The following is a 21490-nucleotide window of genomic DNA, read 5'->3' as shown; positions in this document are numbered from 1 at the left end:
GACCGCCCGCGGCGTCTCCCGCGAGCCTGTACGAGCATCGTGACCAGCAGGTTTCCGCGCGGGGTCAGGGCAGTCGGGCCGCACTTGCCGACGCTGGGGACGTGGGGTCGAACGCCCGCTGTCGCGCCGGTGCCCGCTCGATGAACGGCCGTCCGAACACCGCGCCCCCGGCCCGGAATACCGGCGAGCGCATACCGGCGACGTTTTCCCGGGATTTCCACCCGGTGTTTTCCTGACGTTCCGCGTGCTGACGAAGTACTCCGGGTGACGTACTCCGGGTAGCGCCGTCCCAGCGGGCCCGCGGCCCCGCTGCAGGCCGGAAACCCATCGGCCCGATGGCCCGGGGAGTTCCCTTCTACTGCGGCAGCCGCGCCCTCGGCCCGGGTGTGCCGGCCCAGGAGGACCACGAGCTCATGGCCCGCTTCCGGGTGGCCGGGCTGAACGCGGCCGGACGGGTGAGTCGGGCGGTCGCCCGGTTCTTCGCGGACACCGACCTGCTGGTCACGCCAGCCCTGGCACGGCCGCCCGCGCCGCACGGCACGCTCGACTACGACGAGGACGGCCACACCGTCGAGGGCTGGCTGCGGACCCTGTTCGACCACGGGCCCTTCACCGCCGTGTTCAACATCGCCGGCCAGCCCGCGATCAGCCTGCCGCTCGGGGAGAGCGCCGACGGGCTGCCGATCGGGGTGCAGCTCGTCGCCGCGCACGGCCGGGGAGGACCTGCTGCTGCGGGTCGCCGGCCAGCTCGAACGGGCGCTGCCCTGGGCGCCCCGCACCCGGCGGTGCACGCCGGCCACGGCTGAGCCGTCCCGCGCCGGGGTTACCGGGGCCGCGGCAACGTGGGGCTGGCCGGGTCCGGGCGGGCGCAGTCTCGACGAGCACGACGAATCGTCACCACCCGTGGCGTGTCGGCTCGTGCCCGACGAGGGGAGTCCTCATGCCCGCCACGTCTGCCTCACCCACCGCGCGCACCGGGCAGGCCGGGCCCGCGATCGAGTCCGTGCTGGAGAGCATCTCGGCCGCGCTGGCCGTGCTGCGGCCCCGGATGGACGCGGTGAGCCTGGCCATCCACGCCCGGCCGGAGCTGAAGTTCGCCGAGTTTCACGCCCGGGACGTGCTGACCGGCTGGCTCGGGGAGTCCGGTTTCACCGTCCGGGTGCCGGCGGGCGGCCTGGACACCGCCTTCGTGGCCGTGCACGAGGGGGCGGAGCCCGGCCCGTGCGTCGCCGTCCTCGCAGAGTACGACGCGCTGCCTGGTGTCGGGCACGGCTGCGGGCACAACCTCATCGCGGCCGGGGGTGCGGGCGCGGCGATCGCGGCCGTCCGCGCGCTGCCCGCCCACCCCGGCACTATCGCCGTCATCGGCACGCCCGGTGAGGAGATGGGCGGCGCGGGCAAGATCCGGCTCGCCGAGGCCGGGGTCTTCGACGGCGTCGACGCGGCGGTGATGTTCCATCCCGGCGACCGGTCGCTGACCGGCCGGCCCGGGCTGGCCGCGGCCCACCTGCGGGTCGCGTTCGCGGGGACGAGCGCGCACGCGGCCCTCTCGCCCTGGTCGGGGCGCAGCGCGCTGGCGGGAGCCCAGCTGTTCCTCAACGCACTCGACACGATGCGCCAGTTCGTCCCGCCGAGCGCCCGGCTGCACGGCATCATCTCGGACGGCGGCCAGGCCCCGAACGTCGTCCCGGCCCACGCCGCGGTGGACCTGTACGTCCGGGACGGCACGGCAGCCTCGGTCGAGGAACTGGTCGAGCGGGTCCGCGCGGCGGCCGCGGGCGCGGCGCTCGCCACCGGGACGGCGGCGGAGGTCACCGAGACCGGCCCGCTGTATGCGGAGCGCCGCGACAACACGGTGCTCGCCGAGCGGTTCGCGGCGGCGGTGCGCGCGCTGGGTGTGGACATCGCGCCCGGTGACCCGCGCGGCCCCGCCGGCTCCTCCGACATCGGCAACCTCTCCCAGCTGCTGCCGGTCATCCACCCGTACATCCAGATCGCCGAGGTCGGTACGCCCGGTCACTCCGACGCACTGCGCGAGGCGGCGGCCACGGCGTTCGCCCACGACCGCACCCAGGTCGCGGCGGCAGGGCTGGCCTGGGTGGTCACCGGCCTGCTCACCGAGCCGGGCCTGCTGGCGGCGGCACGGGCGGAGTTCACGACGGTGTCCACGGATGGCACGGACTGATCGACCAGCCTCCGTACAGTCAGCCCATGTCGGTCGTGATCGTGTTGGACGGCGCCGCCCCCGGCCGGTTCAGCGTCGCCGTCTCGCCGCTCGCGGAGCTGGCCGCCTGCCTGCATGTGCTGACCGGGTCCGCGCACCACACCGAGCACGCGGCCTGGGCCGACCAGGTCACCCGCACCGCCCCGCCCGCCTTCCGCGCCGGGCTGGGCCGCTTCGCGCCGCTGTGGACGGCGCTGCGGTGGCGCGCCTTCTACCCGGGGCTCGACGGTCCATCCCCGGCCGCCGCGCCGCTGGCCGGCCTCGGGATCGACCGGTTCGCCGAGCTCACCGCATACGCCTGCGCCAGCGGGTACCGCGGCTTCGATTTCAGCCAGGTCTGCCACGACCCGGGGCAGGCCGCCGTGCTGCGTCATGCCGCCGCCCGGCTGCCGGAGCCGCACCTCGGCCTGGCCGAGGACCTGCTGCGCGACCCGGAGGCGCTGCGCGCGGACATCCTCCGCTTTCTCGACCTGTGCGGACGGGTGTTCTTCGGCGGGCTCTGGGCGCAGACCGCGCCCGTGCTCGACCGGGCCGCCCACCTGGTGCGGCGCCGTCTCGCCGACGGTGGGCCCGCGCCGGCCCTGGTCTCGCTCAGCCCATCGAGCGCGCGTCTCATCACGCCGTCGGCCGGCCCCGCCCGGGTCGTCTTCGACAAGGTGCACCACGCGGTGATCAACCCGGCCCGGACCCCACTGCTGCTAATCCCCACCCGCTACGGTGCCCCGCACCTGCTGGTGAAGAACGAGCCAGGCCTGCCCCCCGTCGTCCACTTCCCGGTCGAGGCGCCGGAGGTCGGCGTCACCCTGGCCCGCGCCCGTCTGCTGGCACTCACCGATCCGAGCCGGGTGCGGCTGTGCCGGCTGATCGCGCGGCAGGCCATGACCACCGCAGACCTGGCGGACCGGCTGACGATGACCCGCCCCCAGGTCTCCCGCCATCTGCGTGCCCTGCGCGAGCTGGGGCTGGTGCGGATGGAGCGCCACGGGCGGCACGTCCTCTACGAGCTCGACGTCGGCGCGGTCGGCCGCATCGGGCGAGATCTGGCGACGGCCCTGCAGTACTGAGGCACCCACGTCCGCTGGGCCGTCCCGCCGGGACGGCCGTGGTTCACCAGCTGTTCCGGCGCGAGCCGGTCCGCGGACAGCACACGTGACCCGCCCGGAAGCGACAATAGGTGCGACAGCAACGGCGGTGACGGGCGCGACGCGCCCGCCGGAGAGGAGGAGCGGTGAAGCGGCGTCTCAGCTGCCCGTGCGGAGCGTTCATCGAGGGCGAGGACGAGGACGACCTGGTCGAGAAGACGCAGGCGCATCTCGCCGAGAAGCACCCGGACCACCAGTACTCGCGGGACGAGATCCTGTTCCTCGCCTACTGAGCCGGCTCGTGCGGGCGGGCCCCGGTGGTGGGTCAGCCGTGGGTCAGCCGTTCAGCGTGCGCGGACTCCGAGGCGGCCAGTTCGCCGCGCTGGCTGGTGCGCAGCTGCCAGCGGGTGGGGCCGTCGGGTCCGTGCAGCCGACCGGTGGCCAGCGCCGCCTCGATCCGGCGCCGAACCGTGTGCTCCTGCTCCGGTTCGGTGGCGAAGAGGATCCGCAGCCGTACCCCGCGGTGGCCCGTCCGCGTCGCGTGTGTGTGGTGCGCGGCGAGGGGGCAGGGAGGCTGATGCTCCCAGTGCCCGCAGAGCGCGACGGTGACCGCGGCGCCGGGCGCCGCCACGTCGGCGTCGGGGCTCATGTCGATCACGGCGTCGTGGGCGAACGCTTGGCGCATGCGGCCCAGTATGTCGACTACCCGTCCACGGCGCCGGTCTGTCTGATCCGTCCGCAGTGGGGCTTGTCTCGCCCGGGTCGAGGCGGTCGCCGCACCGGTCGGCGATCTGGCCCGGCTCGGCGGGATTTGCGACCCGTCCGGGCGGCAACAACATCGTCATGGTGGGGATGCGCGGGAAGCGCGCCGGTGTGGGGGACAGACGGGGCGGCGAGCCGGCGGACGAGGTGCCCACGCCGCGCCCGGCGGATGACACGACAGGTCCCGCGGCCAGCGGCGGTACGGCCAGCGGCGGTGCGGCGGGGGGCACGGCCACCGCACCGGTCCGGCTCGGGCTGCGCTCGTGGTTCTGGGTGCTGGTGCGCACAGTCCGTGAGTTCCGCCGGGACGATCTCCCGGACCGGGCCGCCGCGCTCACCTACTACGGGGTACTCGCGATCTTCCCCGCGCTTCTCGTACTGGTCTCGCTGCTCGGCGTCGTCGGGCGGCAGGCGACCGACAGCGTCCTGGAGAACCTGCAGGAACTGACACCGGGGTCGGCCCGCGACATCGTGCACGACGCCGTCACCGGGCTGCGGGACGCCCCCGGCACGAGCGGGCTGCTCGCCGTGCTGGGTCTCGCGGCGGCCCTGTGGTCGGCATCCGGGTACATCGCGGCCTTCATCCGAGCCGCCAACGCCATCTACGACATGCCCGAGGGACGTCCCGTCTGGAAGGTCGCCCCGCTCCGGCTGGCCGTCACGGTGCTGCTGATGGTCCTGCTGGCCGGGAGCGCCGTGATCGTCGTGTTCAGCGGCGGGCTGGCGCGGCAGGTCGGCCGGATGATCGGCCTCGACGACGCGATGATCACTCTGTGGTCGGTGGCGAAGTGGCCGGTCCTGGTCCTGTTCGTCGTGGTCATGATCGCGCTGCTGTACTGGAGCACCCCCAACGCCCGGGTCCGCGGCTTCCGCTGGATGACGCCCGGCAGCCTGCTGGCCGTCCTGATCTGGCTGGCGGCGTCCGCGGCGTTCGCCTTCTACGTGTCGAACTTCGGCTCGTACAACAAGACCTACGGGGCACTCGCCGGAGTGATCGTCTTTCTGGTGTGGCTGTGGCTGTCGAACCTGGCGATCCTGCTCGGCCTGGAGTTCGACACCGAGATCGCCCGGGGACGGGCGATCTCGGTGGGCCACCCGGAGGATCTCGAGCCCTACGTCGAACCCCGTGACACCCGTGCCTGGCCCAAGGAGATGAAGGCGTCCCTGCCGGCGAGGCGGCGCCGGTCCTGGCTGCCCGGCCGGTGGTCCCGCCGCCGCATGGCTGGCGCTGCCGAGAGCTGACGACCTGCAGTCACAGCGAGACACGCTCGCCGGGGGGGAGCAGAACGAGCCGGTCGCGGTGACCGCGGCGGGCGAAGGCCCCGGGGAGGCTGGCGCGGCCCTGGGTGAAGTGCGCCCAGCTCGGCGCCGGGTATCTCCCCGCCCGGCGCGGAGCAATCCCCTATCGGAATCCGGGGCGTCGACCGGAATCGGTGAATGCGATGCGGGCAGCGCTGTCCGCCGGCGGGCCAGGCCGGCCCGGTGGGCCCTGAGCGGTGGGGCCGCAGCGGTGGCGGCGGGGCCGCGGCGGTGCGGTAACGTCTGAGCCCGCACGGATCCCGCGCCCGCGCCCGCGGACCTCGTTTTCCCGGCGTCGGCCCGTTGACGTCCGGTGCGTCGCGGGTAATGGGAGCCCGCAGCACGTTCGGCTTTCGGTGGATGGAAGTGCGTCCTTGAACCTGGCGCCACAACCGCGGCGCCTTCAGGCTGCCGCTCGAACAACGGGAACCGCCACCGGGCTCGGTTTCGCGGTTCTTTTCCTCACCTTCGCGGTGACCAGCCGGCTGACCGACCTCGTCGTCTACCGGTTGGGCGGGAACGTCCTGCTGCACGGCGGGGACCTCTACTCGGCGGTGGAACCCGCCTCGGGGCTGCCGTTCACCTACACACCCTTCGCGGCGGCGGTGTTCACGCCGCTCGCACTGCCGCCGCGGCCGGTCGCGCAACTGGTCTGGACGCTGCTCCTGTTGGTCTCGCTGTACTTCTTCTGCGCCACCTCGCTGGCGGCGACCCGGCCGTCCCCGGCCGGCCGCTGGCCCGGGGTCCGCGCCGTCGGCCCGGTCGTCGGCCTGGCGATGCTGGCCGAGCCGATCCGGCGGAACTTCGACCTGGGCCAGATCAACATCGCGCTGGGGCTGCTCGTCGCGCTGGACCTGTTCGGCCGGCGCGGGCCGCTGCCGCGGGGTGTGCTCATCGGGATCGCCGCCGGGATCAAGCTCACCCCACTGATCTTCGTGCCGCATCTGCTTCTCACCGGCCGCCACCGCGCCGCCCTGACCGCGGTGGCGACGTTCGGCGTGACGATCGGCGTCGGCTTCGCGGCGAGCCCCGGCTCGTCGGCGACGTACTGGTCCGAGACGTTCCTCGACACCGGCCACGTGGGTGGCGTCCCGTTTGCCGGCAACCAGTCACTGCTCGGCGTCCTGGCCCGCCTCATGTCCGGCGCGGACAACGCGCGCCCGCTCTATCTCCCGCTGGCCGCGGTGGTCGCCGCCGTCGGTCTGGCGACGGCGGCGCGGCTGTTCCGCTCGGGTGCGCGGCTGCCCGGGGACGTCACCTGCGCTCTGACCGGCCTGCTGGTGTCGCCGATCTCGTGGAGCCATCACTGGGTGTGGGCGGTCCCCGCGCTTCTCTGGATGTTCGCGGCCCCCGGTCGGCCGCGGTGGGGACGGGGCGCCGCGGTGGCCGGCTACGGGCTGCTCATGGCCGCTCCGATCTGGTGGGTCCCGAACACGGGCGACGCCGAGTTCTCCCACCACGGCTGGCAGCTGCTGGCCGGGAACTGCTACTTTCTCGCCGCGCTGCTCCTTCTCGGGGCGCTGGCGGCGTGGGCGCCGACGGGGGCCCGCGGCGGGTCGCGGGCCCCCGTGCCACGGCTGCCCGACCAGCGGATCGTCGGGCGGGGTGTGCCCGGGCCGCGGGCCCCTGACCCGCGGCGGCGATCAGGAGATGTGGCCGGCGCCCTTCCCGGAGGCGAGTAGCCACAGCAGGTACGGCGCCCCCACGACGGCGGTCCCGACGCCTACGGGCCGCGCGTCGCGCACGCTGGAACGGGTCAGCCCGTACGACACGACGCTGGTCGGCATCGCGCGGCGGCCGGCGGGACGTCCGGGACCTCGCCTGAGCAGGGACTTCTCGGCCCGGCCCACACCATCGGGCCGGGTAGGCGTCCCCTCTGCCCCGGTCTGGGTGGGCCGGTCCCGTCGATCGCCGTAATCTGCTCGTAAGCCGGACGGGGGAGCCCGACAGTACGGCCGAGCGGAAGGCCGGTCCGTCATCGAACGGAGCGCGCGACTGGGAGCGAGGACGCGGTGAAGGTCGTGGCGATCGCCAGCTACAAGGGCGGCGTGGGTAAGACCACGCTGACCGCCAACATCGGCGCGGCCATCGCCAGCCTGGGCCGGCGGGTCCTGCTGATCGACCTGGACCCGCAGGCGAACCTCACCCTCAACTTCTACCGCGCCGACACCTGGCACACGGAGCTCGCCGACCAGCGCAGGACGGTCAAGGCCTGGTTCGAGTCGTGGCGGCCGGAGGCTATCCCGCCGCCGCTGGCCGGGTACGTGACCACCCCGCCGGTCGTGGCCGCCGCCATCGCCGCCCGCGGCGGGACGTTGGACCTGCTCGCCTCGCACCTGGCGCTCGGCGACATCGAGATGGACCTCGTCGCCCGGCTCGGCGGCGCGCAGGCGCACCGGTCCACCCGCCACTACTTCGACGTCTACCAGCGGCTGGCGACCGGCCTGGCCTCCTTCTCGCCGAACGACTACGACCTCGTCCTGATCGACTGCCCGTCGAACTTCGGGGTGATCACCCGGGCCGCGGTGGCCGCCTGCGACCACCTGCTCGTCCCGTCCCGGCCCGACAACCAGTCGACGACGGGCATCGAGCACCTGATGGGCAAGCTGGGCCGGTTCGTCTGGGAGTACAACCGGGTGGCGGAGCTGCAGTTCGGAATCCGCCCGGCGGTGAAACGGCTCGAGCCGCGCCTGCTCGGCGTCGTACTCACCATGGTGCAGTACTACCGCGGCCGGCCGACGAGCTTCCTGCGCCCGCACATCGACCGGGCCGGCAGCCTCGGCATCCCGGTGTTCGAGTCGATGCTCCGCCTCAGCAACCGGAGCTTCGTCGGCACGGCCGGCGCCCAGCTGCCGGCCGTGCTCTCCCCGGACCTCTCTCCGGACCTGGCCCGGGACATGCTCGCCCTGGTCGAGGAGTTCCTGCGGCGCATCAGGCCGGCCGGCGCCGCGACCACCCGCTCCGTTGATCCCTCAGTGCTCGTCGACCCGGCCTGGATGTCGTGACGCCGTCCGCGCTCAGCGCGCCGGTCGGCGGCGTGCCGGAGCAGCCAGGGCCGGGCTGACCCATCCGTCGTCGGCGGGGTTGATGGTCGTACCGGGGGGCACGATCTCGTCGATGCGGTCCAGGACGTCGTCGGAGAGCTCGATGTCGGTGGCGGTCAGCTGGGATTCCAGATGGTCCATCGTCCGCGGGCCGATGATCGCCGCGGTCACCGCGGGATGGCGTAGGACGAAGGCGATCGCCAGCTCGATGAGGCTGATCCCCGCCTCGGCGGCCACCTTGGCGAGTTGCTCGGCGGCGTCCAGCTTGCGCCGGTTGGCCGGCAGCGTCAGATCGAAGCGGTCGCTGAGCCGCCGCCGCGCCTCGGACGCCGGCGCCGCGGCGTCCGCGCCGGCGCTGTAACGGCCCGAGAGCCAGCCCCCGGCGAGCGGGCTGTACGGGATCACACCCATCCCGTACCGGGCACAGGTCGGCAGGACGTCGACCTCGATCCGGCGGGTGAGGATCGAGTACGGCGGCTGCTCGCAGACGAAACGCTCCCGGCCGCGCTCCCGCGCCGTCCACTGGGCCTCGACGATCGCGGAGACCGGAAACGTCGAGTGGCCGACGTAGCGGACCTTTCCGGCCCGGACCAGGTCGGTGAGCGCGCCGAGCGTCTCGTCGAGATCGGTGCCGGGGTCGTAGCGATGGATCTGGTACAGGTCGATCCAGTCGGTCCCGAGCCGCCGCAGCGAGTCCTCGACCTCGCGGATGATCCAGCGGCGCGAGTTGCCCCGCTGGTTGGGATCGTCGCCCATCGGCATGTGGACCTTGCTGGCGAGGATGACGTCCTCGCGCCGACCACCGGCCAGCGCCTTCCCGACGATGGTCTCCGACTCGCCCCGCGAGTAGACGTCCGCGGTGTCGATGAAGGTGATGCCGGCATCGAGCGCACGATGGATGATCCGGATGCTTTCGTCGTGATCCTCGGTTCCCCAACGCCCGAACATCATGGCTCCGAGGCACAGCTTGCTGACCGAGACACCGGTACGGCCGAGAGATCGATGCTCCATGTCTGTCCTGTCCGAACACCGGCACGAACGCCGTGCGTCGGTGTTCATGTCGTCGCTTCCACGGCTGCGTCACAGCGCAGGCTAGGCCGGTCGGCGCCCGGCAGGGAGGCCCTGGCGGGCCCTGGCAGTCCACCCCGCGAAGCCGGCACGGGACCGGACCGGGTCCGGGAGCGGTTGCGGAACGTGACCGTCCGGCGTGGTCAGGCGGTGTGCGAGGGCATCCCCTTCGATCACAACATCCGCCCTCCCGGGAGCAGTCGCAGTCGAGTGGAGGCTTGACAGCGATTTATGTTTTGCTATAGCAATATATCGTGTTCGACTTAACGGGACGTGTGGTCCTGATCAGCGGGGGGAACGCCGGGATCGGTCTGGCCTTCGCCCGGGGTGTTGCCCGGGCTGGCGGTGACGTCGTCATCTGGGGCCGCCGGGCGGAGAAGAACGCCGAGGCGGCGGGGGTGCTGTCCGGGTTCGGCCATCGGGTCCTGGCGCAGGAGGTCGACGTCAGCGACGAGGACCGCGTGGTGCGGGCGATGGCTGAGGCGGTCGAGGAGATGGGCCGGGTCGACGGCGTCATCGCCAACGCGGGGGTGATGCGCAACGAGCGCAGCTTCCTCGACATGACCACCGGGGCGTGGCACAGCCTGCTGGCGGTGAACCAGCACGGTGCCTACCTCACCGTGCGCGAGGGTGCGCGGCACATGAAGGCCCGGTACGACGCCGGTGACGCCGGTGGGTCGCTGCTGTTCTGCGCCAGCCTCTCAGCGTTGACCGGCAGCCCCGGCATGCAGCACTACAACGCCTCCAAGGGCGCCATGGTCGCCATGTCGCGGGGCATCGCCGTCGAGGCGGGCCGCTACGGCGTCCGCTGCAACGTCGTGTGCCCCGGGCACACGACGAGCGAGACAGTCCAGATCCCGGTGGGCAGCCCGTTGTCCGACCGCATCCTCGCCTACAACCCCTCGGGCCGGATGGGTACCCCGGACGACTTCGAGGGCATCGGCGTCTACTTCATGAGCGACTGGTCGCGTTTCCACACGGGCGATCTCGTGGTCGTCGACGGCGGGTGGATGGCGAACGCCGGCAAGACCAACATCGGGGAGCTTCCGCAGTGGCCGTGAAAGTGCTCCGCGTCGAGGGCATGCGTGAGGACACCCGCAGTCCCGAGGAGAGAACAGCTCTGGAGTCGGCCGAGCGGCGTCCGGTCGACATGAGCGTCGACCGCGTTCTCCGGATCGCGAGAACCCAGACCGGCCTGGACGACTTCGGGCCCATGGACTTCACCGAACGGCTCGGCCGGTTGCTGGCCGAGGTGGCGGCCGACGACAACGTGTGGCGGGCCCACAAGGCGATCTTCGTCGACCACTGTGTCAAGGCCGCGGTCAACCGCCTGCTCATCCAGGACTACTGGACGCGCCACCCCGATGCGCTCGACGTGCGGATCACGCGGCCGATCAACGTCGTCGCGCTGCCCCGCTCGGGCAGCACCCACCTGGAGAACCTGGTCGCCGCGGACCGCAGGCTCCGTCACCTTCCGGTCTACCTGGCGGCCCAACCCGCACCGCGACCGACCGAGACATCCGAGCCTGGCGCCCCGGACCCCCGCTGGGCCCGTTCTGAGGCGCGATGGCGCAACGTCAGCAAGAACGAGATCATGGCCGCGATGCACGAGCACTCGCCCGACCACGCGTGCGGCGAGAACGAGCTGCAGCTCCCCGACTTCGCCAGCTACCAGTGGGAGTGGCTGGCCCAGGTGCCCGGTTTCCGTGACCACTACCTGAGCCACGACCAGACACCGCACTACCGGTACATGCGCGACGTGCTGAAGACCATCGCGCACCAGTTCCCGGACGAGCGGCGCTGGATGGTCAAGTCGAACCAGCACAGCGAGCAGCTGGTCCCGCTGCTGGCCGTCTACCCGGACGTCACGGTCGTGATGATCCACCGGGATCCCGTGGCGACGTTGCAGTCCCTGCTCACCATGCGCGGCCTCGCGCTCAAGAACAGCCAGAAGCAGCCGGACATCGACGCGCACGTCGAGTACTGGGTGAACCGCGTCGAGCAGATGCTGCGTAGATATATGCGCGACCGGGAGCTGGTACCGAACGGGCAGCTCGTCGAGCTGCAGTTCGCCGACATCATCGCCGACGACGTCCGGTCCGCGACGCACGTGCTCGAGCGGGCCGGCCTGCCGGTGACCGACGAGAGCGTCGCCGACATCCGCGCCTACATAGCCTCCCACCCGCGCGGAAAGCGCGGCCGAGTGGTCTACGACCTGGAAGGCGACTTCGGTCTCGCCGCGGACGAGCTGCGGGAACGGTTCGCCTTCTACACCGACGCCTTCGCCGTCGCGGCCGAGGCGGGAAAGGGCGGCGCCCGGTGAAACAGCCCCTGAACGCCCTCATCGTCAAGGAGGGGGAGGGCCAGCAGGACGCCGTCCCCGTCAACGACCACATCTTCACCTCGAAGGGCATCTCCAACAGCTACCTGGTCACCACCCCCGACGGCGACGTGCTGATCAACACCGGCATGTACACCGAGGCGGAGCAGATCAAGGCCCGCTTCGGCCGGGTGAGTTCCGGCCCGCTGCGGGTCATCGTCTTCACCCAGGGCCACCCCGACCATGTGGGCGGCTGGTCCCAGATCGCCGCGCCGGGCGTCGAGACGATCGCCCAGGCCAACCACGCGGACGTCCGCGAGTACTGGCGACGGCTGCAGCCGTTCTACTCCAGCCGCAGCACCCACCTGTGGAAGCGCGATGTCACGGGCGTCGACCGCACCTACCAGCCGCCCGAGGCCGTGGTCACCACCACCTTCCTGGACAACCACGCCTTCACCCTGGGCGGGCGCCGCTTCGAGCTCTACTCGACTCCGGGCGGCGAGACGACGGACTCCCTGGTCGTGTGGCTCCCCGACGAGCGCACCGTGTTCACCGGCAACCTTACCGGACCTCTGTTCGGCCACGTCCCCAACCTGTACACGATCCGCGGCGACAAGATCCGCGGCTCGCTGTCGTACATCCACTCCGTCGACCGGGTCATCGGGCTCGAACCCGAGGTCCTCATCACCGGGCACGGCGAGCCGGTGCGCGGGGCCGAGGAGATCCGCCGCCGCCTCACCCAGCTGCGCGACGCCACCGAGTACCTGCGCGACCGCACCATCGAGGGCATGAACGCGGGCGTCGACCTGTGGACCCTGATGGGCCAGATCACGCTGCCGCCCGAGCTGGCCATCCCGCAGGGGCACGGCAAGGTGCCCTGGATCGTCCGGGCGATCTGGGAGGAGCACACCGGCTGGTTCCGCTACGAGTCGACCACAGAGCTCTACGACGTGCCCGCCTCCGCCGTCTGGGCCGACCTGCTGGACATGGCCGGTGGGACCGGCCCGCTGGTCGACCGGGCCCGGGCCCACCTGGACGCCGGGCGGCCGGTCGAGGCACTGCACCTGATCGACATGGTGCTCTCCCGGGAACCGAAGGATCCCGAGGCCCTGCGGATCAGGCTCGGGGCCCACGAACTGCTGCTCGAGCGCAGCGGCCGGGAGAACTTCAGCGAGGTCCGCTGGCTCGAAGCCGAGATCCGTGACCTCCGGGACATGCTGCCATGACCCATCCCCGGCTCTCGGTCAGCGAGATGTGCACCTACCCGCAGCCCTTCGCCGACGAGCTCGCGCTGTGGGACGAGCTCGGCCTGCGTCACGTGGGCCTCGTCGTCGCCAAACCCGACGACTACGGGCGCGCCGCCGCGGTCGACGCGTTGCGGGCACGTTCCCTGACGGCCACCACCGTGATCACCGGCAACTTCGACCTCTCCGCCCCCGAAAGCTGGGACGCGACCCGCGAGCGGATCAACAGCGCCGTGGACCTCGCAGCCCAGGTGGGCGGCTGTACCTACTTCACCCCGGGACGGCGCGACGGCCGTTCGTTCGACGAACTCGCGGCGGCGCTGGCACGAGCGGTCGAACCCTGCGCGTCCTACGCCGAGTCCCGCGGGGTCCGGCTGGCGATCGAGCCCTCACTGCGCACCGACCAGTCCTTCGTCCACACCCTGCGCGACGGCATCGACGTCGCCGACCGCGCCGGGATCGGCCTGATCGCCGACATCGGGAACTGCTGGACGGAACGCGACGTCGAGGACACCGTCCGCCGGGCCGGACCACGCCTGGCAGCGGTCCAGATCTGCGACGCCGTCTACGGCACACCCTCGAAGCCCTCCCCCGGCGGCCGCGTCGTCCCCGGTGACGGAGACCTCGACCTCGCGTCGTTCGTCGAGGCCGCGATCGACGCCGGATACACCGGCGCCTTCGAACTCGAACTCGTCGGCCCCGCCATCGAGGCCGAAGGGCACATCAGCGCCACCCGGCGCGCGGTGGAACGCGCGAGCGGGCTGCTCGAGGAGGTCCTGACGTGAGCCGTGCCATCGTCTTCAACGGCGACGAGACCTGGGAGGAACGCGACCTCCCCGTCCCCGACCCCCAGCCCGGCGGCGCCGTCCTGCGCGTCGAGGCCACCGGCCTGTGCCACAGCGACATCGACCACTTCCGCGGCCACGTCCACACCTCCTGGGGCGGTGCCTTCCCCTCCATCGCCGGCCACGAGATCGTCGGCCGCGTCGAGAAGATCGATTCGGCCACGGCCGAGGCGTGGGGGGTGGCGGAAGGCGACCGGGTCGCCGTCCGTGAGCTCCTCGTCACGCCCGAGGGGTACCGGATCTACGGCCACGACTTCTCGGTGGACGAGGGCTCGGGCCTGTACGGCGGCTTCGCCGAACACCTCGAACTGCTGCCCGGCTCCCAGGTCTACCGCCTGCGCGAGGACCTCCCCGCCGACCAGCTCACGGTCTTCGAACCGCTGAGCTGCGCGGTCACCTGGGTGGCGCCGGTCAGGAAGGGCGACGTCGTCGTCATCGAGGGGCCAGGCCACATGGGGATGGCGACCATCGTCGCCGCCCGTGCGGCCGGCGCCTCGACCATCATCGTCACCGGCACGGCCAGGGACCGCTTCCGCCTCGACTGGGCACTGCGCGTCGGCGCCGACCACACCGTCGACGTCGACTCCGAGGACCCCCTCGAACGGGTCCGCGAGCTCACCGACGGCCGCCTGGCCGACGTCGTCATCGACGCCGCCGCCGGTAATCCGGTCACCATCAACCTCGCTATGGACCTCGTCCGCAAGGGTGGGCACGTCGTCATCGCCGGGATGAAGGACCGCCCCCTCGAAGGCTTCCACAGCGACTGGATCCCCACCCGACGGATCACCCTGCACCCCGGCGCCGGCCTCGACACCGAGGCGGCCGTCGACCTCATCAACGCGGGCAAGGTACCGACCGGCGAGCTGCTCGGCGACACCTTCCCCCTCGAACATTTCGAGGATGCCTTCGCGCTTCTGACCCGCAGGACACCCGGCCGAGACTCGATCCGGATCGCCCTGCGCCTCACCTAGTCTCCCACCGCGGTATCCGGGGGTGCGTCCCTTGATGGAAAGAAGTCCATTCATGAGAACTCCACTGATGCCGAGGATGACGCATCTGCAGCGGCTGGAGGCGGAGAGCATCCAGATCTTCCGGGAGGCGGTGTCCGAGAGCGAGCGGCCGGTGATGCTGTACTCGGTCGGCAAGGACAGCTCGGTGATGCTGCACCTGGCGATGAAGGCGTTCTACCCGTCGAAGCCGCCGTTCTCCCTGCTGCACGTGGACACGACCTGGAAGTTCCGGGAGATGTACGAGTTCCGCGACAGTGTCGTCGACCAGCTCGGCGTCGAGCTGCTGGTGCACCAGAACCCGGAGTGCGTCAAGCGGGGGATCAATCCGTTCGACCACGGTTCGGCGACGCATACCGACCTGTGGAAGACCGAGGGTCTCAAGCAGGCGCTGGACAGGTACGGCTTCGACCTGGCGTTCGGGGGTGCGCGCCGCGACGAGGAGAAGTCCCGGGCGAAGGAGCGGGTGTTCTCCATCCGGTCCGCCCAGCACCGGTGGGATCCCAAGGCACAGCGGCCGGAGCTGTGGCGTCTCTACAACGCGCGCACGCAGCCCGGGCAGAGCGTCCGCGTGTTCCCGCTGTCCAACTGGACCGAACTGGACGTGTGGCAGTACATCCACCGCGAGCGGATCCCGATCGTTCCCCTCTACTTCGCCGCGCACCGCCCCGTCGTCGAACGGGACGGCGCGCTGATCATGGTCGACGACGACCGCATGCCGCTGCGTCCCGGCGAGGTGCCGGCCCGACGCAGCGTCCGTTTCCGCACGCTGGGGTGCTACCCGCTGACCGGCGCGGTGGAGAGCACCGCCGGTACTCTCCCGCAGATCATCCAGGAGATGTTGCTGACGACGAGCTCGGAACGCCAGGGCCGGGTGATCGACCATGACTCGTCCGGGTCGATGGAGAAGAAGAAGCAGGAGGGGTACTTCTGATGGCGCACGCGGCCAGCGACCTCGTCGCGGACGACATCGAGGCATACCTGTCGGCGCACGAGCACAAGTCGATGCTGCGGTTCATCACCTGCGGCAGTGTGGACGACGGGAAGTCCACGCTGATCGGGCGGCTGCTCTACGACTCGAAGCTGGTGTTCTCGGACCACCTCGCCGCGCTGGAGACCGATTCGAAGAAGGTCGGTACGCAGGGCGACGGCCTGGATTTCGCGCTGCTGGTGGACGGGTTGGCCGCCGAGAGGGAACAGGGCATCACGATCGACGTGGCGTACCGGTTCTTCTCCACCGAGCGGCGGAAGTTCATCGTCGCGGACACCCCGGGGCACGAGCAGTACACCCGGAACATGGTCACCGGGGCGTCCACCGCGGATCTGGCGGTGATTCTCGTCGACGCCCGCAAGGGTGTGCTCACCCAGACCCGGCGGCACAGCCATCTCGTCTCCTTACTCGGGATCCGCAACATAGTCCTGGCGATCAACAAGCTGGACCTCGTCGGCTACTCCCGGGACGTGTTCGCCGGCATCGAGGCGGACTACCGGGCGTTCGCGGCCGAGATCGGACTGAGCGACATCGTCGCGATCCCGTTGTCGGCGCTGGCCGGGGACAACATCACCGCACTGTCGCCGAACACTCCCTGGTACAGCGGCCCCACTCTCGTCGGTCACCTGGAGTCCGTCGAGATCGCCGACGACCTGCACACCGGCCCGTTTCGCCTGCCCGTGCAGTGGGTCAACCGCCCCGACCTGGACTTCCGTGGCTTCTCCGGGCAGATCGCCGGCGGTGCCGTGCGCCCTGGAGACCGCGTTCGAGTGCTGCCGTCCGGTCAGGAAAGCACCGTCGCGCGGATCGTCACCGCCGACGGCGACCTCGACGAGGCGGCCGCGGGCCAGTCGGTCACTCTCACTCTCACGGACGAGATCGACGTCAGCCGCGGCGACGTCCTCGCCACCGCGATCGACCCGCCCGCCGTCGCGGACCAGTTCGAATGCCACCTCGTCTGGATGGCCGAGGAACCCATGCTCCCCGGCCGTCCCTACCTGCTCAAGATCGGGAGCCGCACTGTCGGGGCGACGGTCACGCAGCCGAAGTACAAGGTCAACGTCAACACCCTCGAGCACACCGCCGCCCGCACCCTCGATCTCAACGAGATCGGCGTGTGCAACATCAACCTCGACCGGCAGATCCCGTTCGACCCCTACACCGCCAACCGTGACCTGGGCGGGTTCATCCTCATCGACCGCTTCACCCAGGCCACCGTGGCTGCCGGTCTGCTGCACTTCGCGCTGCGGCGCGCCGACAACGTGCACTGGCAGGCGGTCGAGGTGGACAAGGACGCCCGCGCCCGGCTGAAAGGGCAGCGCCCGGCGGTCGTCTGGTTCAGCGGCCTGTCCGGTGCCGGGAAGTCGACCATCGCGAACCTGGTCGAGAAGCGGCTCCACGAGCAGGGCTACCACACCTATCTGTTGGACGGTGACAACGTCCGGCACGGCCTCAACAAGGATCTCGGATTCACCGACGCAGACCGGGTCGAGAACATCCGCCGCGTGGCGGAGGTGGCCCGGCTCATGGTCGACGCGGGCGTCATCGTGCTGGCCTCGTTCATCTCCCCGTTCCGCGCCGAACGTGCGCTGGCCCGTGACCTGCTCGGCGAGGGAGAGTTCGTCGAGGTCCACGTGGACGCGCCCCTGGCGGTGGCCGAGTCCCGGGACCGCAAGGGGCTCTACGCCAAGGCCCGGCGAGGAGAACTGGTCCACTTCACCGGCATCGACTCCCCGTACGAGCCCCCCGAGAACCCCGAACTGCGCCTTGACGCCAGCGGCGCCCACCCGGCCGCGGCCGCCGCCGACCTGGTCGTCGACCACCTGCGTCAGGCCGGTGTGCTCGCCCCGCCCGCGCCTCGCCCGACCCCGCCCGCCGGAGCATGAACAGCATGGACGATCACGCACTCGCCGCGGCCCTCGCCGAGCAGGCGGGGTCCCTCCTCCTCGATATCCGCGGGCAGGGTGGGGCCCAGGGGGATCGGCAGTCCAACGAGCTGCTGCTGCGCCTGCTCGCGCAGACACGTCCGGGCGACGCCGTTCTGTCCGAGGAAAGCGCCGACGATCCCGTCCGCCTCACCCGGGGCCGGGTCTGGATCATCGACCCGCTCGACGGGACCCGCGAGTACGGCGAGCCGCCGCGAGACGACTGGGCCGTCCACGTCGCCCTCGCCGTCAACGGGACACCCACCGCGGGGGCGGTCGGACTGCCCGCCGCCGGCCTCGTGCTGCACACCGGCGAACCACCGGCCCTCGCCGCCCCGACCTCCGGCCCGATCCGTCTCGCCGTCTCGCGCACCCGCCCACCCGCCTGCGTCGACCAGCTTGTCGCCCGCCTGGACGCGGCCCTGGTCCCCATGGGTTCCGCCGGCGCCAAGGCGATGGCGGTCGTCCGCGGCGACGTCGACGTCTACGCCCACTCCGGCGGCCAGTACGAATGGGACTCCGCCGCCCCCGTCGCCGTCGCCCACGCCGCGGGCCTGCACACCTCCCGCCTCGACGGCGGACCCCTCCGCTACAACGAGCCCAACCCCTACCTCCCCGACCTGCTCATCTGCCGCCCGGAGCTCGCCGACACCGTCCTGCGAGCACTCCATGACGCCTGACCGGGCCCCCGCAGCTGTCGGTGGCGCGAGGTGGTCTCCTGTATGACGGCCAGCTTCGTGAGCGGCGGTTCCACTGGATCGTCGACTGCGCCGGCCCGCCGGCCGACGTCTCGCGCTCCCCGGACAGGCTGACAGCCCAGCTCCTCACCTCGGGCTTCGCGAGAGTCGAACCGCTACACCTCGGGCTGGAGACGGATCCGAGCGGGCGGCTGATCGCTCGCGACGGGCGACCCCACAGCAACGCCTTCACGATGGGCCCCCCGCGCCGGGGCGGCCTGTTCGAGACGACGGCGATCCCGGAACTCAGAGAACAGGCCCAGTCACTGGCGGAGAAGATATCGGCGCTGCTTTACAGCGGAAGTCGGCGCCGTGGCGCAGGTGCGGAAACCGCGCAGTAGAAGACCCGAAAACGTTCCTGATATCAATCGCGAGGGAAAAGTTCATGATGTTCAGTAGGTCTCGATTAATCGTTACGGCCGTTGTGTGCGGTGCGGTTCTGGCTCTGGGGGCCTGTGGTGGTGCTGATCCCGCGTCGCCGACGGGCGGTGCCACCGGCGAGCCGGTCGCGGGTGGTCATGGCCGCATCCTGATGCTCAGCGACCCCCGTAGCCTGGACCCGGCGACGCTCGGCAACGCCTACGCGACCACCGGCGCCCTCGGTAACGCCCTGTACGGCACCTTGATGACGACCGACGATGCCGGTGAGATCCAGTACACGATGGCCGAGTCGTTCACCACCACCGACGGCGGCGCGACCTTCACCCTGAAACTGCGCCCCGGCCTGACGTTCTCCGACGGCACCCCGCTGGACGCCGAAGCGGTGAAGTTCGACTGGGACCGCCTCAAGGATCCGGCCACCCGCGCGACCAACCTGTCCGAAGCATCGATGATCTCCTCGACCGAGGTCGTCGACAGCACCACACTGAAGATCACCATGGTGGCGCCCGCACCGAAGTACGCCCACTCGGTCATCACCTCCACCCTGAACTGGATCGCCTCACCCGCGGCTCTGCAAAAGGGCGCGCAGGCCTTCGACGCGGCCCCGGTCGGTGCCGGGCCGTTCACCCTGACGAGCTGGACCCGCCAGGCAGCCATCGAACTGGCCAGGAACCCCCGCTACTGGGACGCACCCAGGCCCTACCTCGACCGTCTCACCCTGCGCACCACCTCCGACACCGGCCAGCGCTTCAACACGGTGCTCACCGGTGGCGCGGACGTGGCCATCGAGTCGAACCCGGTCAACATCGAAAAGGCCACCGACGCCGGCCTGCCCACCACCGTCATGGCCCTCAGCGGTGGCACCTTCATCGCGCTGAACACCCGCCGGGCACCCTTCGACGACGTCCGCGCCCGCCAGGCCGTCGCCGCCGCCCTCGACATGGACGCGCTGAACCTCGCCGTCTACAACGGCAAGGGCGAACCTGTCGACACCCTGTTCAGCGACACCTCGCCGTTCCACTCGGACACACCACTGCGCACGACGGACAAGGCGACCGCCCAACGGCTCTTCGACGAACTCGCCGCCGAAGGCAAGCCGGTGACCTTCACCTACTCCAGCGCTCCCACCACCGAGAACAGAAACACAGCCGAGAACATTCAGGCCCAGCTCGGCGCTTTCAAAAACGTCAAAGTCAACGTCAAGGTCATCGAAGTGACCGAACTCGCCGCGCTACGCACGACCCACGACTTCGACGCGGCCACCTCGTCGGCGTTCTTCCAGGACCCCGAGCCACGCCTGTGGACGGCCTTCGCCGCCAGTTCGGCCGCGAACCTGTCCGGGATCAACGACCAGGAACTCAACGACGCCCTCCTCGCCGGCCGGACCGGTACGTCGGAACAGGAACGCGCAGCCGCCTACAAGACGGTGCAGCAGCGACTCACCGAGCTGTCCCCGGTGGTCTTCCTCACTCGAGCCGAACCCAGCGCCATCGCGGGAAAGAACGTGGGCGGCCTCATCCAGTACGGACTCGGATCTCTGCTGCCCGACCAGATCTGGATCCAGAAGTAGCGGTCGTTCCCGATCCGGGCACCGACCCGACGACAGATGCGCTCCGACCCGTCGGAGATCACCCAGGGGGTACTTGTGGACACTCCGCCGATTTCCCTCGTTCCGCCGGGCGTCGGGGGAACGAGAGTCGGTTTCATCGGGCTGGGCAGCCAGGGCGGGCCGATGGCCCGGCGCATCGCGGACGAGGGCTACCCTCTGACGATCTGGGCTCGCCGCGCGGCGTCCGTGGAGCCGCTCGCGGGGGTCGCCGCCGTAGCTTCCACGCCTGCGGAGGTCGGCGAGTCGAGTGACGTGGTCGGCATCTGTGTGGTCGCGGATGCCGACGTGGAGGACGTGCTGCTACGGGCCGACGGTGTCCTGGCCGGTATGGCGGCCGGGGGAGTCGTCGTCATCCACTCCACGATCCGTCCGGAGACCTGCCAGCGCCTTGCCACCGAGGCGGCGAAGCAGGAGATCTCGATCATCGACGCGCCGGTCAGCGGCGGAGGCGATGCGGCCGCGCAGCGCAGGCTGCTGGTCATGGTCGGTGGTGAGGACGACGCCGTCGCGCGGTGCCGCCCCGTCCTCGAGACCTTCGCCTGCCCGGTGATTCATCTCGGTCCGCTCGGAAGCGGTCAGGTGGCGAAGCTGGTGAACAACTTCGTCTTCACCGCACAGGTGGGCCTTGCCCTCGAGACGTTCTCGTTCGCGCAGCGACTGGGCATGGATCGCGCCGCGGCGGCCCAGGTGTTGGCACACGGCAGCGGCGGTACCCGCGCCAGCGCGATCCTGGCCGCTTCCGGCTTCGACACCACGGGGCTGCGTCAGGCTGAGCCGCTGCTGCGCAAGGACGTCGGCATCGTTCTTGACGTCGCCCGGGCCGCCGGTGTTCCGGAACCGGCCGCTCTGGTCGAACTCGCCCGAAACACCTTGAGCGCTCTGGGAAACGGCCCGAAGGCCCAGGTATCCCCGAAGGCCTAGGTAACGACGCCCGTCGGCGAGGCTGGACCCT

20 protein-coding genes are annotated in these 21490 nt (G+C 71.1%); 18 read left to right on the top strand and 2 right to left on the bottom strand.

Annotated elements, in window-relative coordinates:
- The first annotated feature begins 335 nt into the window (after positions 1–335).
- The 4 genes from FRANEAN1_RS20605 (at position 336) to FRANEAN1_RS37840 (ending at position 3599) form a co-directional block, all read left to right on the top strand.
- Entirely contained in the window at positions 336–806 is a 471-nt protein-coding gene (locus tag FRANEAN1_RS20605; RefSeq protein WP_020461756.1) for an amidase family protein, read from the top strand.
- Between the two features lie 134 nt (positions 807–940).
- Positions 941–2185, top strand: coding sequence for an amidohydrolase (locus FRANEAN1_RS20600; RefSeq protein ID WP_020461755.1), 1245 nt, complete (start codon positions 941–943; stop codon positions 2183–2185).
- 26 nt (positions 2186–2211) lie between these two features.
- On the top strand, positions 2212–3288 hold the full coding sequence (locus FRANEAN1_RS20595) for a DUF5937 family protein (RefSeq protein ID WP_020461754.1): 1077 nt from the start codon (positions 2212–2214) through the stop codon (positions 3286–3288).
- Positions 3289–3452: 164 nt separating this feature from the next.
- Positions 3453–3599, top strand: a complete 147-nt coding sequence (locus FRANEAN1_RS37840) for a hypothetical protein (RefSeq protein ID WP_018500697.1) — start codon at positions 3453–3455, stop codon at positions 3597–3599.
- 32 nt (positions 3600–3631) lie between these two features.
- Here the strand turns inward: FRANEAN1_RS37840 and FRANEAN1_RS20590 are convergent, their stop codons facing one another.
- Complete coding sequence (locus tag FRANEAN1_RS20590) at positions 3632–3991, bottom strand: hypothetical protein (RefSeq protein WP_020461753.1); 360 nt, start codon at positions 3989–3991, stop codon at positions 3632–3634.
- A 332-nt stretch (positions 3992–4323) separates the two neighbouring features.
- Here FRANEAN1_RS20590 and FRANEAN1_RS20585 point away from each other — a divergent pair, with 332 nt between their 5' ends.
- The 3 genes from FRANEAN1_RS20585 (at position 4324) to FRANEAN1_RS20570 (ending at position 8372) form a co-directional block, all read left to right on the top strand.
- A complete protein-coding gene (locus FRANEAN1_RS20585; protein ID WP_347177245.1) occupies positions 4324–5310 on the top strand; it encodes a YihY/virulence factor BrkB family protein in 987 nt (328 codons plus the stop codon).
- A 431-nt stretch (positions 5311–5741) separates the two neighbouring features.
- Positions 5742–7049 carry a glycosyltransferase 87 family protein gene (locus FRANEAN1_RS20580; RefSeq protein ID WP_347176689.1) on the top strand — a complete coding sequence of 436 codons (1308 nt, stop codon included), beginning with the start codon at positions 5742–5744 and terminating at the stop codon, positions 7047–7049.
- 330 nt (positions 7050–7379) lie between these two features.
- Positions 7380–8372, top strand: coding sequence for a ParA family protein (locus tag FRANEAN1_RS20570; protein ID WP_020461750.1), 993 nt, complete (start codon positions 7380–7382; stop codon positions 8370–8372).
- A 12-nt stretch (positions 8373–8384) separates the two neighbouring features.
- Here the strand turns inward: FRANEAN1_RS20570 and FRANEAN1_RS20565 are convergent, their stop codons facing one another.
- Entirely contained in the window at positions 8385–9422 is a 1038-nt protein-coding gene (locus FRANEAN1_RS20565) for an aldo/keto reductase (protein ID WP_020461749.1), read from the bottom strand.
- 311 nt (positions 9423–9733) lie between these two features.
- Between FRANEAN1_RS20565 and FRANEAN1_RS20560 the strand changes: the two genes are divergently transcribed.
- From FRANEAN1_RS20560 to FRANEAN1_RS20510, 11 genes are read left to right on the top strand one after another with little or no spacing between them, the layout of a single operon-like run.
- Positions 9734–10540, top strand: coding sequence for an SDR family oxidoreductase (locus tag FRANEAN1_RS20560; protein ID WP_020461748.1), 807 nt, complete (start codon positions 9734–9736; stop codon positions 10538–10540).
- Positions 10531–11802 (top strand): sulfotransferase, encoded by a 1272-nt coding sequence (locus FRANEAN1_RS20555; RefSeq protein ID WP_020461747.1) that lies wholly within the window; start codon positions 10531–10533, stop codon positions 11800–11802. Before FRANEAN1_RS20560 ends, FRANEAN1_RS20555 begins: the two co-directional genes overlap by 10 nt.
- Positions 11799–13025, top strand: a complete 1227-nt coding sequence (locus FRANEAN1_RS20550) for an MBL fold metallo-hydrolase (protein ID WP_020461746.1) — start codon at positions 11799–11801, stop codon at positions 13023–13025. Before FRANEAN1_RS20555 ends, FRANEAN1_RS20550 begins: the two co-directional genes overlap by 4 nt.
- Positions 13022–13828, top strand: a complete 807-nt coding sequence (locus FRANEAN1_RS20545) for a sugar phosphate isomerase/epimerase (RefSeq protein ID WP_020461745.1) — start codon at positions 13022–13024, stop codon at positions 13826–13828. Before FRANEAN1_RS20550 ends, FRANEAN1_RS20545 begins: the two co-directional genes overlap by 4 nt.
- Positions 13825–14859, top strand: a complete 1035-nt coding sequence (locus tag FRANEAN1_RS20540; protein WP_020461744.1) for a zinc-binding dehydrogenase — start codon at positions 13825–13827, stop codon at positions 14857–14859. The genes FRANEAN1_RS20545 and FRANEAN1_RS20540 overlap by 4 nt, the downstream gene beginning before the upstream one ends.
- A gap of 52 nt (positions 14860–14911) precedes the next feature.
- Positions 14912–15829, top strand: a complete 918-nt coding sequence (cysD, locus tag FRANEAN1_RS20535; RefSeq protein ID WP_347176688.1) for a sulfate adenylyltransferase subunit CysD — start codon at positions 14912–14914, stop codon at positions 15827–15829.
- The gene (cysN, locus tag FRANEAN1_RS20530) at positions 15829–17772 is read left to right on the top strand and encodes a sulfate adenylyltransferase subunit CysN (protein WP_020461742.1); all 1944 of its coding nucleotides are present in this window, start codon (positions 15829–15831) and stop codon (positions 17770–17772) included. The genes cysD and cysN overlap by 1 nt, the downstream gene beginning before the upstream one ends.
- A gap of 5 nt (positions 17773–17777) precedes the next feature.
- Positions 17778–18491, top strand: a complete 714-nt coding sequence (locus FRANEAN1_RS20525) for a 3'(2'),5'-bisphosphate nucleotidase CysQ (protein WP_020461741.1) — start codon at positions 17778–17780, stop codon at positions 18489–18491.
- A 20-nt stretch (positions 18492–18511) separates the two neighbouring features.
- Positions 18512–18889 (top strand): hypothetical protein, encoded by a 378-nt coding sequence (locus tag FRANEAN1_RS20520; protein WP_020461740.1) that lies wholly within the window; start codon positions 18512–18514, stop codon positions 18887–18889.
- A 47-nt stretch (positions 18890–18936) separates the two neighbouring features.
- Positions 18937–20499 (top strand): ABC transporter substrate-binding protein, encoded by a 1563-nt coding sequence (locus FRANEAN1_RS20515; RefSeq protein WP_157473485.1) that lies wholly within the window; start codon positions 18937–18939, stop codon positions 20497–20499.
- A 36-nt stretch (positions 20500–20535) separates the two neighbouring features.
- Entirely contained in the window at positions 20536–21459 is a 924-nt protein-coding gene (locus FRANEAN1_RS20510) for an NAD(P)-dependent oxidoreductase (protein ID WP_157472731.1), read from the top strand.
- Positions 21460–21490 lie beyond the last annotated feature (31 nt).

This window comes from Parafrankia sp. EAN1pec (assembly GCF_000018005.1).
Taxonomy (GTDB): Bacteria; Actinomycetota; Actinomycetes; order Frankiales; family Frankiaceae; genus Parafrankia; species Parafrankia soli.
The sequence above is the reverse complement of the archived record's forward strand: the minus strand, read 5'-3'. Positions and strand labels throughout refer to the sequence as shown.